Below are 14,224 nucleotides of genomic sequence, written 5' to 3' on the forward strand. Positions count from 1 at the left end.
GTATAGGCAGACCTTACTTTTCAAAGATGAAAAGTAAGCAAAAATCTTTTGTTAGACTGATGGTACGCTCATGTACCACCGTCTAACTGGCGGCATCCATGCCGCCTTCGTACAAGCAGATGTAGGGGAAAAATTTTTAAATTAATTATAGTGGGAAATGCAAAAAAACAGCATAAATCGCAATACACACACAACTTACAATCGTCCCCGAAGCAATATAAGCCGCAGATCTACCAGTTCCTTGATAATGTGTTTCTAGCGCTACAATATTGGCTGCTGGTGGCAGACAGAACATTAAAAACATCACTCCAATTTGCTGACTGATATTTGGAATGGGTAAAAATCTATAAGTTAAGCCACAGAGAATAAATCCGCACACTACTTTAAATGCTTGAGCTTTAGTACTGTAAATTAAGTCTTTCAAATGCACTCGAGTACGACGTAGCCACATTCCCAGCACACACATACCAGCAAAAGTCATGACAAACTTGGCAACTTCATATACCCAATGTATAGCAGGATGCTCGATATGTTGAGCACCTAACGACCTAAGTAAAAGTGCACAGAATATTGAAATACACGGTGGAGAGGTTAAAACCTTTTTTAATATGTTGAGCTTACTTTGTGGTGCAGTGGTGACTGCCGTAACAGCCCATGCATTTCCAAAAAGAGACATACCAATATATAAAGCCACAATAGGGGCCGTAGCATCAGGACCAAATAAAGCCATGGCAAAGGGAAAGCCAAGCCACCCCATGTTGGTATAACTCACGCATAGCGCTAATAATCTATCTTTAAATAGAGCTAAATAGGCAAAGAAAATAAGAAATGCTGAACCGAAGCTAAACAGCATCAAACTCAAACTACCTGGCTGATAAAATACCATGTTGTAAATAATAACAATTGGAATCAGGAGTCGTGCAAGCCAAGCTGAAAGAATAGGTTTTATGGTTTCTGCAATGGAAGTCTGAGCAAGTAGAAGTCCTGTGATAAATGCCAATACAGGCAGTAGTAGCGCCATGCTCTCTCCTCTTGCTCATTAAAACCAGCTTGCTATGCTACACCTTTTCAAAATCAAATGTATTCTCCATTTCAAGTAATTTAAGTGACTTTTTTCAAACTATGTATAAATAAAAAAAGGAGATATGCAGTTTATAAAATTAACTTTTTAGATTTTGGCAGCCATTCATTGTCTTAAAAATGACATATAAATGTCACATTCCTGTCATGGCAACCTGTTGATATAAAGCAAACTGAAAAAGAGGTATAAGATCATGGCCGGTTTATCTATTTGGCATGTCGTTATTTTTGCAATTGTCGTTATTTTATTATTCGGTACGTCTAAATTAAAAAATATCGGTAAAGACGTAGGCGGTGCAGTAAAAGACTTTAAAAAATCAGTTCGTGAAGAAGATGAGACTACTGCTCTTAATACTCCACGTACCATTGATGCCCAAGTCAAAACACCTGACAGCACATCAGTAAAAAGCTAAAGGTTTTCGACCATGCTTGATGTAGGAATGACAGAGCTACTCTGTTTTGCAATTATTGCAATTTTAGTTTTAGGTCCAGATAAACTTCCAGAAGCTGCACGCTTTGCTGGTCGTTGGTATGTTCGTCTAAAACGTTATATTACCAATTTGCAAAATGAGATTGATCAAGAGTTGCGTCTTTCTGAGTTTCGAAAAGAAATGCAAGAAGAACTCAACCGCATTGAAGCACTAGAACGTAAAGTACAACAACAGCTTGAAGAAATTCAAAAGCAGAATATTTCTGAAAATATAGATAAGGCTGAGGCAACCAAATCAGTGCCCCAACCTATTCGGATATGTCTTCCTATATCAGGCCATTATAAAGTCCCATACATTAGAAAATTTATGCCTTTAGCATCATCAACTGATATTTCAGAGACATCACCTGTTAAATTGAAGATTGCCGTATGAACCAACTGCCTTCAACCACTGTAAATAATCAGGAAAATTTAGACCAAATGCCAATCATGAGCCATTTGGTCGTTTTACGACGTCATTTATTTAGGATTGTCGGAGTAACCTTATTTTTATTTTTTTGCTTATTACCTTTTAGAAATAATACTTACCAATTACTATCTGAACCTTTGAGGCTGCAACTTCCGACCTCCTCGTCAATGATTGCAACCGATGTCACTGCAACATTCATGGCACCTTTTAAACTCAATTTATTTGTCGCACTTGTGCTGGCAATGCCATTTATTCTGTATGAAATCTGGTCATTTGTTCGTCCAGCGCTGTATCAAAAAGAACGTCATTTAGCACTACCATTACTCATCGGTAGTATTGTCTTGTTTTATGCGGGTGTTGCTTTTGCATATTACATTACTCTTCCAGCAATTTTACATTTCTTTATTAGTGTATCGCCTGAAACTGTTGCACCGATGACGGATATTAATAGCTACCTAAGCTTCTGCTTAAAGTTATTTTTAGTATTTGGACTGACTTTTGAAATTCCAATCGCGACACTCCTCCTTATTTTAATCGGTGTGGTAAATACAAAAAGCCTTGCTGAAAAGCGACGTTTTATCATTGTTGGATGCTTTTTTGTAGCGATGTTTATTACCCCACCAGATGCAATTTCAATGGTGATGTTAGCCATCCCAATGTGGTTGCTTTTCGAACTTGGCCTACTCTTTGGTAAAATTCTTGAGAAAAGAAAAGCCCATTCTGCTGAATAAAATAGTTTCTAAGGAAAAGCCTGAACCTACAAGTTCAGGCTTTTTTATGTAGAACACTTTTTAATCTACAAAGCAATAAACTGTCTTCAAAGTGACTTAAAAATGTAAGAAAAGTGTCATTTTCAGTCCATAGAATCAACTCAACAAATATACCCACAAAATTTACGGATTTCTTATGACAACTGCTTCTACTCAACCAACGCGTCGCGAAATTTTAAAATGGTTTTCGGGGATTCCTTTTCTACCATTAGGAGCGATGGCTACGGCAGCAACATTAGCAGGTTGTAATGATAGTGATGACAGCTCAGTAGTCACTCCAACACCACAACCAAGCAAATTTAAAAATGCAAAATTCACAGCAATGCCAGCGCCAACAACTGCAGCTGATCGTGCAACAACTGTAGTGAATTCTAAATTAAAAATTGATTGGGAAAATTCAACCAGTACTGAATACCAACTCGCTTATAAACCTTTCTTTAAAACTGGTGATAGCGTACCAAAACTTGGTGGTGGGACGATTATTGCGGGTGGTTATTTTGATGTTAACGGCAATCCAATTATGGATAAGTCAGTTGCTGGTAAAGAGCGTCAGTTCTTTTCAGACTGTCCAGATGGTTCATCTCTAATTCAATTAGAAGGTGCGAAAGTTGAAGGCGTAGCAAACCCAGTGTTCCATGTCGTTCAATTTGAATACAACTCTAAAGACCAAGCAGGTGGTGATACTTACGGTCAATTACCTTCACCAATCGCAATTTTAACTTTAGATCAAGACCAAAAAACAGGTCACCTAGAACTTAAAAAATACTTCAATGTTGATACTGCACCAGTACACGGTTTATGGATTACTTGCGGTGCTAGCTTATCACCTTGGAACACTCACTTATCAAGTGAAGAATACGAGCCAGATGCATTCAATCAAGGTATTGGCGGTACAGATCCAAAATATCTTGGTAAATACTTCTTTGGTGATGAAACCAAAGCAACCCCATATAACTACGGTCATTTGCCAGAAGTAACGGTTAACCTTGATGGTACAGGTAGCATTAAAAAGCACTATTGTTTGGGTCGTATTTCTCACGAACTTATCCATGTTATGCCAGACAACCGTACAGCACTTATGGGAGATGACTACACCAATGGTGGTTTCTTCATGTTCGTTGCAGATAAAGAAAAAGATTTATCTGCAGGGACACTATATGTTGCTAAATACATCAATACGCTAACTGAAACCTCAACTGCTAGCATTCAATGGATCAAACTTGGCCATGCGACAAGTAAAGAAATTGAGGATTTAGTTGCTGGTGGGATTAAGTCAACTGACATCATGGAAAGTTTAACAACCAATCCAAATGATGCGAGCTATACTGAAATCACTTTGGCAAAGAAACAGCTTTGGGTCAAACTTAAACCAGGTATGGAAAAAGCAGCAGCTTTCTTGGAAACACATCGTTATGCAGCACTAAAAGGTGCAAGTATGGCGTTCACCAAGATGGAAGGTACTAACGTAAATATTAAAGATAAAGTTGCTTACTCTGCTTTAGCTAATATTCAAGATTCAATGGTCATTGGCGGTAAAGGTTATGTCGCTGGACATAATGTCGCGTTCTCTAAAAAGATTACTGCTGGTGGCGTGCTTGCACACAAGTTAGGTAATAGCTTTACAGACAATGAAGGCAGCGCAATTAATAGTGAGTGGGTTCCTCTTTACTCATATATGCTGCTCATGGGTGAAGATCTTGCTGCGAAAGATAGTTTAGGTAATACAGCGAACCCAGACAAAATTGCTAGCCCAGACAATCTGAAGTTCTCTGAAACTTTACGTACATTATTCATTGGTGAAGACTCAGGTAACCACGTGAACAACTTCTTGTGGGCATACAATGTAGATACCAAAGAGTTAACACGACTGCTTTCTACACCTGCAGGTGCAGAGTCAACAGGTTTACATGCTGTAGATTCAATCAATGGTTGGACTTACATCATGAGCAACTTCCAACATCCAGGCGATAGTAGTAGTGTACCTGAGGATGTTAAGGCATTAATTAACCAAAATTACAACAATGGTTATAGTGCTAACGTCGGCTATATTACAGCAGACCCAATTGCCCCTTCAGTCACAACTAAATAATTTTTCATAAGCTCTCTAAACATTAAAGCTGGCTAAGACCAGCTTTAATGTTTTTACATTCAACTTTTACTTTTTATGAAAATTAAATGAAAAATTACAGAACTTTTCATTAACTTATCATCAAAACGTCAACGCCTCGTCACATTCACAAACTAAGCTCATGAAGAATTTTAGAACAATCTCTTTATTTACTTAGGAATTCCCCATGACAGAGCTGACGCCATATCATGAAGACCAAGAACTGGACAATAATACTTCTGACAATATCCACTTCCGCGACATTTTAGAACAACACATCAGTCGCCGTAGTTTAATTACTAAAGCAGCAAGTGGTGCTGTAGCGCTAACTTTAGCCTCTACCTTAACAGGCTGTAATGATAGTGATGATGACTCAGGTTCAAACAACGGTGGAACCACACCTGTAGATCCAAATAAAAAACCAGAAAAATTAACTTTTACCGCAGTTGCGAAAAACCATAACGACATCGTGACTGTACCTGAAGGCTATGAAGCAAATGTCATTTTTGCTTTGGGTGATTCAATCAACCCTGCTTTTGGCGACTGGGACGATAATAATATTCCATCTGGCCCAAGCTTCCAGTTCCGTTCAGGCGACTGTCATGATGGTATGCATTATTTTGGTTTAAATACTTCAACAAACCGCTTTGACGAGAGTGCTTCAGCGCAAGGTTTGTTGGTCATGAATCATGAATATATTAATCAGACTTTCCTTCACCCAAAAGGCCCAACAAAAGTTGATGGACGCCGCCCTGAAGATGAGGTCATTCGTGAAACCAATGCGCATGGCGTTTCTATTGTTTACATCAAAAAAGATGCTGCAACTCAAAAAGTAACAATTGATAAAAGTTCTATTTTTAACCGCCGTATTACAGCATCAACAGAAATGGATTTTGCAGGTGCTGCAGCTGGTTCTGGCTTGCTTGCAACTCGCTTCTCCCCTACTGCAAGTAAAACTCGCGGTACTCATAATAACTGCGGTAATGGTTATACACCTTGGGGCACATACTTAACCACGGAAGAAAACTTTATTGGTTATTTCCAGCGTTCAGGTAGCGATGAATATGCACGTACAGATGCAGAAAAAATTGCATTAAAGCGTTACGGGTTGGGCGTTAAAAAAGATGAACCTTATCTATATGAGAAAGATGAAAAAGGTGCACCTAAAAAAGATAAAGATGGCAACATCATTTACTTAAAAGATAAAAATGGTGAGCTCATTCCTAACGTTGATGAACAAGGGCGACAAATTTATTTAGGCACAAGTTCGCGTTACGGCTGGGAAACAGCAATTGGTCAAGTAGAGTCACAAGACTTATATGACCGCTGGAATGCCGACGTAAAAGCTGCACAAGCTACCCAAGATTATCGTAACGGTCCAAATACATTCGGTTGGATGGTCGAGATTGATCCGTTTGATGTTCGCCTAAATCCGGTTAAACGTACCTCATTGGGACGTTTTGCACATGAAGATAGTGCTTGTCGTGCCGTAGCAGGTCAACCATTAGCATTTTATATGGGCGATGATTCTCGCGGTGAGTACATCTATAAATTCGTCTCTACCGCAGTGTGGGATGTCAAAGATGTAAATCGTGGTTATGCGGCTGGCGACAAATACATGAACGCAGGTAAATTGTATGTTGCCAAGTTTAATAATGATGGTTCAGGTCAATGGATTGAACTTGCCTATGGCAAAAATGGCTTAAATGAAAGCAACACGACCTACCCATTTAAATCTCAAGCTGACGTTGTCACATTTGCACGTTTAGCTGCCGATGCAGTCGGTGCTACAAAAATGGACCGCCCAGAATGGTGTACGGTCAACCCAGTGAACGGTGAAGTTTATGTCACCCTAACCAACAATTCAAATCGTGGTAAAGATTACGCGACCGATGCTGCGAACCCTCGTAACTATACAGACCTTAAAGATGGAAAAACCACACAGAAAGGTAACGTTAACGGTCATATCATCCGTTTTAAAGAAACTGATGACAAAACCACTGCTGAAACCTTCAAATGGGATATTTACCTATTTGGTGCAGAAGCATCTATGGCTTCAAACATCAACTTATCGGGTCTGACAGACAATAATGATTTGTCATCTCCAGATGGTATGTGGTTTGACCCACGTGGCGTACTTTGGATTCAAACAGATGATGGTGCTTACACCGATGTTACTAACTGTATGATGCTTGCTGCGCTACCAGGCCAGATTGGAGATGGTGCTCCTGCAACTACGTCAAATGGTCAGCAAACTTTAGTCGGTGCTAAAGTTACAGACTCAACTTTGCGCCGTTTCTTAGTGGGACCTAAGCAATGTGAGGTTACAGGTATTGCGATGACACCTGACTACAAAGCAATTTTCATTAATGTTCAACATCCTGGTGAAGATTCTGCAAGTTACTCGACACCAGAAAGTAACTGGCCAGCCACCCAGAAAGATCCAAGCAACAAAACTGCGCGTCCACGCTCAGCAACTGTTGTGATTACCCGTAAAGATGGCGGTGTGATCGTAGGCTAATTCTTAGATGATTAAAAATGCCGGTCAATTGATCGGCATTTTTATTATCATCGATTTAAGAGAACCTGCTGCTGAACAATTTGACCACTATGCTCGCCTTGCTGAGTCTTTTCCAGCCAAAGCCATTCGTTATTGGTCATCCTTAAAAAATTTGAACAACGTGTGCCATACACAGGACTTTGAATAAAAGTCGATGATAATAACTCTTCCATCTCTGGCTGAATGCCGGTATTGGGTAATAATGCCGTTGTGACCTTACGTTCATCTTCAAGAATATCCCATGCAGCATGTTGCAAAGTTAACTCTTCCGTCTGGTGCTGAAGCATAGGCAAAAACTCTTGCGTAAAACGTGTTCTTAAATGTCTGGTTTTTTCCCAATGTTCAGACATCAAACCATTTGAAACCACATAAACACCATTGGCTAATACTTGCGGGGCTTCACCACGGTTACTCATATAAACCGCTTGATCAGCATTTCCCATAAATAGGTTAAAGCCAGCAAAGTTCTGTTGCTGCTGTTCTAATTGTTGAGCAAATCGAATCGGTAATAAATCTGACTCTAAAAAAGCCTGAACTAAATGCCCCCGAGAAGTTTCATATGATTTTTGATCTCGTCCATCACGAAAATTGGTCAAGACAGCCCATCGGCCTTCAGGTGTAACGCCCATCCAAGTCCCACCCGACTGTAAATCTTGCCCAGCAATAATCGGTGTATGTTGCCACTGATGTAACAATGCTGTTGGTCGATGATAGAACTCATCCCGATTTGACATAAGACATAAGGGCATATCATCCAGAACATGCCATGCTAAAGCCACAATACACATCTTTTCTTATTCCCTATCTTTACACATTGAATGTACAACATTTTTCACATCATTCCGCTACAATCTGTCAAAACGTAAGATCAAGGAGCAGCAATGCTGACCTATCCTAATATCGATCCGGTCGCAATACATCTAGGACCTCTTCAAGTCCATTGGTATGGACTCATGTATTTATTGGCATTTTTATGTGCTTGGGGGCTTGCTTCCTACCGTGCCAAACAGCGTGATGGCTGGACATCAGAAATGGTTTCCGATCTGGTGTTTTACGGTGCTTTAGGTGTCGTTCTGGGCGGTCGTGTCGGCTATGTCCTTTTCTATGAGTTTGATAAATTCCTTGAAAATCCGATTTGGTTATTCCAAGTCTGGACAGGTGGTATGAGTTTCCACGGCGGCTTTTTAGGCGTCATGATTGCGATGTTATTTTGGTGTAAAAAATATCAAAAAACATGGTTCCAAACCCTCGACTTTATCGCCCCATGTGTACCGACTGGCTTAATGTTTGGTCGCTTTGGTAACTTCATTGGTGGAGAGTTATATGGTCGTGCAGTAACTGACCCAAATTATCCATTCGGTATGATCTTCCCAACTGACCCATTACAACTGGTACGCCATCCATCACAAATTTATCAAGCAATTTGTGAAGGCTTAATCCTATTTATTGTCTTGTGGTGGTTTAGTTCAAAACCACGTCCACGCATGGCAGTTTCTGCCCTATTTTTAATGGGCTACGGTGTTGCACGCTTCGTAATGGAATTCTTCCGTCAACCAGATGCCGACCAAGGTTTTATTTTGTTTGGCTGGATGACTAAAGGTCAGATCCTCACCGTTCCAATGCTATTAATTGGCCTTTGGATGATGTGGTATGCCTACCAAAAGAAAATCTATGACTGGGGCCCACAAAAGAACAGTTAATATGATAAATCAGAGGAGTTTCGGCTCCTCTTTTCTTTTTTATGCTACAGTTTTTACTCTCCCAAAAATGAAGATACGACATGCTGGAATTCTGGTTTAACACTCAAGTCCCGACATTTAAAAAATTAGTAATTTTAATTATTACACTGTTGATCTGTATTGGGTTATATCAGTATCAACCACTGCCTTTAGATACCATTCTAATGTTTACAGGAACTGGGGTTATTTTTTTAATCTGCCGCTATTTTAAATTGCATTTTGCTCAAAAAAATCCAACTGGCCTACTTTATCGCCTGCTGACGTGGATACCTATCGCTCTTTTATTTGCACTTATTTTTGTTAAAACAATGCCGAACTTGCTGATCTGGGGTGTGCAAGGAATCGCTTTTATGGCGCTTGCAGCTTTTATCTTTTCACCTCAATCACTTTTTAATAAATAGGCTCAATATATGCTGGCTTATTGGTACAACGCACCACGTCACATCAAACTTATCTTCATTATTGTTGTTTGTGTTGCAGTTTATGCAGCCAATCAGGTTCAGCCTTTATCTCCTATTTATACAATACTCAGCCTTATTTTCGGGTTTGGCTTACATATTGGGCATTACTTGAATACCAAACTTTCAAACAACACATCAGGCAAATCGAGCTTGGGAGTTTTAATCAAAATCTATCCTATTTTAATCATTATTATTTTGATGTATTTACTTCCGGTTCAACATAAATGGATTCATCTCATACAAGCTTTAGGCTTTGTACTGATTGGCTTTTTCCTTGTCTCGATTTATCAAAATCGTGCTAAACGATTTTAATTACAAACTATTGCTCGCTTTCCTACCTGTCATTAAACCATGTTATTATCTTCCACGGTTTATTGATCCAGAAACCATCTCCCCTTCTATTTTATGGAATTAATCCGAACTCGAGAGTGTTATGCGTGCATATTTAGACCTACTACAACATATCCTTGATAATGGCGGTGACAAAGGCGACCGTACAGGCACAGGAACCCGTTCTGTATTTGGTCATCAAATGCGTTTTGATCTCTCTAAAGGTTTTCCTTTACTCACCACAAAAAAAGTTCATTTCCGCTCGATTGTGATTGAGTTACTTTGGTTTTTAAAAGGCGACACCAACGTCCAATACCTAAAAGACAATAAAGTTTCAATTTGGGATGAATGGGCAACAGCAGAACAAACTGCTCGCTTTGGCCGTCCAGAGCATGAACTTGGACCAGTCTATGGTCATCAATGGCGTAATTTCGGCGCAACTAAAAATGCTGACGGTACTTATAATCAAGATGGTTTTGACCAGATTAAATGGTTAATTAACGAAATTAAGACCAATCCAAACTCGCGCCGTTTAATTATTTCTGGTTGGAACCCAAATGAAGCTGGACAAGTTGCCTTACCGCCTTGCCATACGCTCTTCCAATTTTTCGTACAAGACAACAAATTGTCATGCCAGCTTTATCAACGTAGTGCTGACGTATTCTTAGGCGTGCCTTTTAATATCGCGAGTTATGCTCTACTCACCCATATGATTGCTCAAGTGTGCGGTTTAGGTGTAGGTGATTTTGTCTGGACTGGTGGTGATACACATCTTTATGTAAACCATTTTGAACAAGCTAAACTTCAATTGACACGTGAGCCTTTACCGCTATGCCAATTGAAACTAAATCCAGAAATAACTGATTTGTTTGATTTCAAATTTGAAGATATCGAGATTGTAGGTTACGAGTCACATCCTGCAATTAAAGCACCAGTTGCAGTATAAAGACGGCTTAAATTTCATTAGATTACGGTTTAGAGAATAAGATTATGGCATGGCAAAATGTAGAAGTTGTCCACGTTGTGGCAATGGACAAAAACCACTGTATTGGTAAAGGCAATGCGTTGCCATGGCATATTTCTGCCGACTTAAAACATTTTAAAGAAATCACACAAGGCGGTGTGGTCGTGATGGGCCGTAAAACACTTGAGTCTATGGGCCGTGCTCTACCAAACCGTGTGAACTGGGTAATTACCCGTGACATTAACTGGCAATTTGACGGTGTTAAAGTTGCATATTCAATTGAAGATGCTTTAAACGCAGCTTTAGAAGATGTAAAGAATACCGAAAAACAAGCTTTATTCATCATTGGTGGGGGCGAGATATTCAAGCAAACCTTATCGATTGCAGACCGTCTTGAACTTACTCATGTTGACTTAGATGTGCAAGGTGATGCACATTATCCAACAATACCAAGTGAGTTTCATAAAACCGCAAGTGAACAGCATGTTGATGAAAAATCAGGAACTTCATTCGAGTTTGCCACTTATAAAAAATAATTTTATGGATGCCTATGCACAATATCGGAACACGTGAATTTATTACTGCTCTACTTTTTGGGCTATTACATAGTTTATTCACGCTGTTTATTGTGTTCTCTAGCATTTGGGTATGCGTAGCGCTTTGGGTTCAACAACCTTTTGGCTGGTTAGGCAGCCGCATACTCATTGGCATCTGGATTGCTTTTGCACTCAGCATGGCTGGCTTATATGTTGAAGGTCATATTGTTAGCCGCCGTACCGATATCCTGATTTATCTTTTAGCGTTTGCCTGCTCTCTTGTTTGGTATTTTTCGATTACTGCACGTCAAGATCGAGACTGGAACCCTGAAGTTGCCAATATACTGAGTTACGAAAAGCACGGTGATGTGATCACTTTGCACAATGTTCGTAACTTCAACTGGCATCCTGACGGAACCTATGATGTGCGATGGGAAACCCGCACTTTTGACCTCAACCAGTTAAATGGAGTAAATATCATTACTTCTTACTGGATGGGACCACAAATTGCTCACACACTGGTAAGTTTCGAATTTGCACACCAACAACCACTAGTCTTCTCAATCGAGATTCGTAAAGAAAAGACTGAGGAGTTTTCGGCAATTGGCGGTTTTTTTAGAAAATATGAACTGAGCTTAATTGCTTCTGATGAAAAAGATATTGTCTACACGCGCAGTAACATCCGCAAAGAGCAGGTTTATAATTTCCCAGTCAATATGCCGCGTAGCGAGCAAAAAGCGCTATTTTTAGAATATCTTAAGAAATCGGATGAGCTGCGCAAGAAGCCAGAGTGGTATAACACACTTACGAGTAACTGTACAACTTTAATTTTTGATATGGTTCAAGCGATTAACCCCTATGAACTTCCTAAAGATTATCGTCTAATCGCTTCGGGTTACTTACCTAATTATTTATATGACCTTAAAGCACTTAATCAAAATATCAGTTTAAAACAGTGGTATCAAATTGCGCATATCAACCCACGTACTGAAAATTTTGAACAGCTTTCAGATCAGAGTAGTCAACACTTCTCTCAAATCGTTCGACAAGGTTTACCTAAAGCTAAATGAAATAAGTAATGCACTTTTCTTTACTTTTTTATACATGCTTTACTTTGTATTTTAAATACATAAACCCTATTGTAATAGGCAGGAAATAGAGGGAAAAACAATGCAACAGGCATTATTTGGCGGCGGCTGTTTTTGGTGCGTCGAAGCTGTATTTTTACAAATACGCGGTGTAGAAAAAGTAACTAGTGGTTATGCAGGTGGACACACCACTAACCCTACCTACGAGCAAGTATGTCAAGGAGACACCCAGCACGCTGAGGTGATCTTAGTCGACTTTGATGAAGAGCAAGTAACTTACTCCCAGTTACTCGACGTGTTCTTTGCGACTCATGATCCAACGACTTTAAATCGCCAAGGTAATGATATCGGCACACAATACCGCTCTGTTATTTACTATTATAATGAAGAGCAAAAGCAGGCAGCGGAACACACGATTCAGACTCTAAAAAATGACGATCTTGATATTGTGACTGAGCTGTCCCCTGTTCCGACATTCTATCCAGCAGAAGAATATCATCAGAATTACTATGCAAAGAATCCTTCACAAGGTTATTGCAACTTTGCGATTCCACCAAAGCTGCTCAAGCTATATAGTAAATTCCAGCATCTGATGAAAGATCAATAAATCAGAGCAATAAAAAAGCAACCAGTTTGGTTGCTTTTTTATTGAGTAAACTAAATTTTAGTTTTCACTTACAAAGGCAATATCGCTCAGTCCGGCTTCACTGGCGCGAGACATTACCTGAGCAACAGTATCGTACTTCGACTCTTTATCAGCACGAAGTTGAACTGTTGGTTTAACATCACCTTGACCTGCTTCTTGAAAACGTTTTTGAAGCTCATCTAGGCTAATTACTTGAGTATCCCAAGCCACTTCACCATTTGCATTGATACTAATCGTAATAGCTTTTGGTGGTGGATCAATAATTTCAGCAGTTGTTTTAGGAAGCGTTAATGGAATCGATGGGTTGGCAACTGTTGCTGTGACCAAAAAGATGATCATTAACACCAACATAATGTCGATTAGCGGAATGAGGTTCATCTCATTCATGCCACTATCGTGGTCTTCACCCAATTGAAAAGCCATTAAGCTTGACCTCCAACGTAACTTTGCTGTGCAGTTTTTACATCAGACTTTACAGTTGAGTCTTGCTGCAACATCGTGTCAATTAACAAGCTATGTGCTTGATCTTGTAAGTCATGAGCAAGACCACGATTTGCACGTACACAAATGTTATAAGCCAATACCGCAGGAATCGCAACTGCAAGACCAAGACCCGTCATAATAAGTGCTTCACCTACTGGTGTAGCCACTTGAGCCAAACCTGCTTGTCCACTTTTACCTACCGCAACAAGTGCATGGAAAATACCCCATACCGTACCAAACAAACCCACGAATGGTGCAATTGAAGCAATCGTTCCTAAAACAGAAATACCTTTATCAGCATTGGCTTTTTCAGCAGAAATCTGACGAAGTAATGCCTGCTCTGCAACCGCTTTACGCTGTTCAAAACTCAACGGTTGTAACTTTGCTTTTAGCGAAGTGATAGCCTGAGAAAGTTGAGCATAAGCTTGTTGTTTTAGCTGGCGAGTCCCCATCAAACGTAAGATGAAAACTGTCCAGGTAGCAATCGACATTGCCAATAAGATGAAATACAGGGTTTTACTCACTGCATCTGCATGTTGCCAATAGATTGAAAAGTTCATA

Annotated in this window: 15 protein-coding genes and 1 pseudogene; 12 read left to right on the plus strand and 4 right to left on the minus strand. The window is 39.7% G+C overall.

The genetic code is table 11. From position 1 onward, the window contains the following. Nucleotides 1–145 precede the first annotated feature (145 nt). A complete protein-coding gene (locus RMB06_RS12135; protein ID WP_057085655.1) occupies nucleotides 146–1,021 on the minus strand; it encodes an AEC family transporter in 876 nt (291 codons plus the stop codon). Between the two features lie 253 nt (nucleotides 1,022–1,274). Between RMB06_RS12135 and RMB06_RS12140 the strand changes: the two genes are divergently transcribed. The 5 genes from RMB06_RS12140 to RMB06_RS12160 all read left to right on the plus strand — a co-directional run bounded on the left by RMB06_RS12140 (nucleotide 1,275) and on the right by RMB06_RS12160 (nucleotide 7,377). After that, nucleotides 1,275–1,493, plus strand: a complete 219-nt coding sequence (locus tag RMB06_RS12140) for a Sec-independent protein translocase subunit TatA (protein ID WP_002114991.1) — start codon at nucleotides 1,275–1,277, stop codon at nucleotides 1,491–1,493. Between the two features lie 12 nt (nucleotides 1,494–1,505). Beyond that, complete coding sequence (tatB, locus tag RMB06_RS12145) at nucleotides 1,506–1,943, plus strand: Sec-independent protein translocase protein TatB (protein ID WP_002114889.1); 438 nt, start codon at nucleotides 1,506–1,508, stop codon at nucleotides 1,941–1,943. Next, nucleotides 1,940–2,710, plus strand: a complete 771-nt coding sequence (gene tatC / locus RMB06_RS12150) for a twin-arginine translocase subunit TatC (RefSeq protein ID WP_017398798.1) — start codon at nucleotides 1,940–1,942, stop codon at nucleotides 2,708–2,710. The genes tatB and tatC overlap by 4 nt, the downstream gene beginning before the upstream one ends. Nucleotides 2,711–2,885: 175 nt before the next feature. Continuing rightward, on the plus strand, nucleotides 2,886–4,838 hold the full coding sequence (locus RMB06_RS12155) for an alkaline phosphatase PhoX (protein ID WP_311079667.1): 1,953 nt from the start codon (nucleotides 2,886–2,888) through the stop codon (nucleotides 4,836–4,838). Between the two features lie 205 nt (nucleotides 4,839–5,043). Beyond that, a complete protein-coding gene (locus tag RMB06_RS12160; protein WP_311079668.1) occupies nucleotides 5,044–7,377 on the plus strand; it encodes a PhoX family phosphatase in 2,334 nt (777 codons plus the stop codon). A gap of 47 nt (nucleotides 7,378–7,424) precedes the next feature. Here the strand turns inward: RMB06_RS12160 and RMB06_RS12165 are convergent, their stop codons facing one another. Continuing rightward, on the minus strand, nucleotides 7,425–8,204 hold the full coding sequence (locus RMB06_RS12165; RefSeq protein WP_032005164.1) for an NRDE family protein: 780 nt from the start codon (nucleotides 8,202–8,204) through the stop codon (nucleotides 7,425–7,427). A gap of 93 nt (nucleotides 8,205–8,297) precedes the next feature. On the opposite strand from RMB06_RS12165, the gene lgt reads away from it, so the two are divergent. The 7 genes and pseudogenes from lgt to msrA all read left to right on the plus strand — a co-directional run bounded on the left by lgt (nucleotide 8,298) and on the right by msrA (nucleotide 13,141). After that, entirely contained in the window at nucleotides 8,298–9,116 is an 819-nt protein-coding gene (lgt, locus tag RMB06_RS12170; protein WP_005066098.1) for a prolipoprotein diacylglyceryl transferase, read from the plus strand. 80 nt (nucleotides 9,117–9,196) lie between these two features. Next, nucleotides 9,197–9,556, plus strand: coding sequence for a hypothetical protein (locus RMB06_RS12175; RefSeq protein WP_002115133.1), 360 nt, complete (start codon nucleotides 9,197–9,199; stop codon nucleotides 9,554–9,556). Nucleotides 9,557–9,565: 9 nt separating this feature from the next. After that, nucleotides 9,566–10,031, plus strand: a pseudogene (locus tag RMB06_RS12180) (hypothetical protein). Nucleotides 10,032–10,049: 18 nt separating this feature from the next. Then, a complete protein-coding gene (thyA, locus tag RMB06_RS12185; RefSeq protein WP_017398793.1) occupies nucleotides 10,050–10,892 on the plus strand; it encodes a thymidylate synthase in 843 nt (280 codons plus the stop codon). A 44-nt stretch (nucleotides 10,893–10,936) separates the two neighbouring features. Next, nucleotides 10,937–11,446: a dihydrofolate reductase gene (locus RMB06_RS12190; protein ID WP_002114723.1), complete on the plus strand. Its 510-nt coding sequence runs from the start codon at nucleotides 10,937–10,939 to the stop codon at nucleotides 11,444–11,446. Nucleotides 11,447–11,460: 14 nt separating this feature from the next. Continuing rightward, the gene (locus tag RMB06_RS12195; protein ID WP_311079674.1) at nucleotides 11,461–12,516 is read left to right on the plus strand and encodes a DUF4105 domain-containing protein; all 1,056 of its coding nucleotides are present in this window, start codon (nucleotides 11,461–11,463) and stop codon (nucleotides 12,514–12,516) included. Nucleotides 12,517–12,616: 100 nt separating this feature from the next. Next, nucleotides 12,617–13,141: a peptide-methionine (S)-S-oxide reductase MsrA gene (msrA, locus tag RMB06_RS12200; RefSeq protein WP_004794799.1), complete on the plus strand. Its 525-nt coding sequence runs from the start codon at nucleotides 12,617–12,619 to the stop codon at nucleotides 13,139–13,141. Nucleotides 13,142–13,198: 57 nt separating this feature from the next. Here msrA and RMB06_RS12205 read toward each other — a convergent pair whose 3' ends face one another. After that, nucleotides 13,199–13,603: a biopolymer transporter ExbD gene (locus tag RMB06_RS12205; RefSeq protein WP_000885432.1), complete on the minus strand. Its 405-nt coding sequence runs from the start codon at nucleotides 13,601–13,603 to the stop codon at nucleotides 13,199–13,201. Then, the gene (locus RMB06_RS12210) at nucleotides 13,603–14,223 is read right to left on the minus strand and encodes a MotA/TolQ/ExbB proton channel family protein (protein WP_001011664.1); all 621 of its coding nucleotides are present in this window, start codon (nucleotides 14,221–14,223) and stop codon (nucleotides 13,603–13,605) included. Before RMB06_RS12210 ends, RMB06_RS12205 begins: the two co-directional genes overlap by 1 nt. Nucleotide 14,224: the final 1 nt, after the last annotated feature.

Source organism: Acinetobacter sp. V104_13 (assembly GCF_031798995.1).
GTDB classification, from domain to species: Bacteria; Pseudomonadota; Gammaproteobacteria; order Pseudomonadales; family Moraxellaceae; genus Acinetobacter; species Acinetobacter pittii.

Coding starts and splice junctions, on each gene's coding strand:
- msrA (WP_004794799.1), top strand. CDS start 12,617: ATGCAACAGGCATTATTTGGCGGCGGCTGTTTTTGGTGCGTCGAAGCT.
- RMB06_RS12165 (WP_032005164.1), bottom strand. CDS start 8,204: ATGTGTATTGTGGCTTTAGCATGGCATGTTCTGGATGATATGCCCTTA.
- RMB06_RS12195 (WP_311079674.1), top strand. CDS start 11,461: ATGCACAATATCGGAACACGTGAATTTATTACTGCTCTACTTTTTGGG.
- RMB06_RS12205 (WP_000885432.1), bottom strand. CDS start 13,603: ATGGCTTTTCAATTGGGTGAAGACCACGATAGTGGCATGAATGAGATG.
- RMB06_RS12140 (WP_002114991.1), top strand. CDS start 1,275: ATGGCCGGTTTATCTATTTGGCATGTCGTTATTTTTGCAATTGTCGTT.
- tatB (WP_002114889.1), top strand. CDS start 1,506: ATGCTTGATGTAGGAATGACAGAGCTACTCTGTTTTGCAATTATTGCA.
- RMB06_RS12155 (WP_311079667.1), top strand. CDS start 2,886: ATGACAACTGCTTCTACTCAACCAACGCGTCGCGAAATTTTAAAATGG.
- tatC (WP_017398798.1), top strand. CDS start 1,940: ATGAACCAACTGCCTTCAACCACTGTAAATAATCAGGAAAATTTAGAC.
- RMB06_RS12175 (WP_002115133.1), top strand. CDS start 9,197: ATGCTGGAATTCTGGTTTAACACTCAAGTCCCGACATTTAAAAAATTA.
- lgt (WP_005066098.1), top strand. CDS start 8,298: ATGCTGACCTATCCTAATATCGATCCGGTCGCAATACATCTAGGACCT.
- RMB06_RS12190 (WP_002114723.1), top strand. CDS start 10,937: ATGGCATGGCAAAATGTAGAAGTTGTCCACGTTGTGGCAATGGACAAA.
- RMB06_RS12210 (WP_001011664.1), bottom strand. CDS start 14,223: ATGAACTTTTCAATCTATTGGCAACATGCAGATGCAGTGAGTAAAACC.
- RMB06_RS12160 (WP_311079668.1), top strand. CDS start 5,044: ATGACAGAGCTGACGCCATATCATGAAGACCAAGAACTGGACAATAAT.
- RMB06_RS12135 (WP_057085655.1), bottom strand. CDS start 1,021: ATGGCGCTACTACTGCCTGTATTGGCATTTATCACAGGACTTCTACTT.
- thyA (WP_017398793.1), top strand. CDS start 10,050: ATGCGTGCATATTTAGACCTACTACAACATATCCTTGATAATGGCGGT.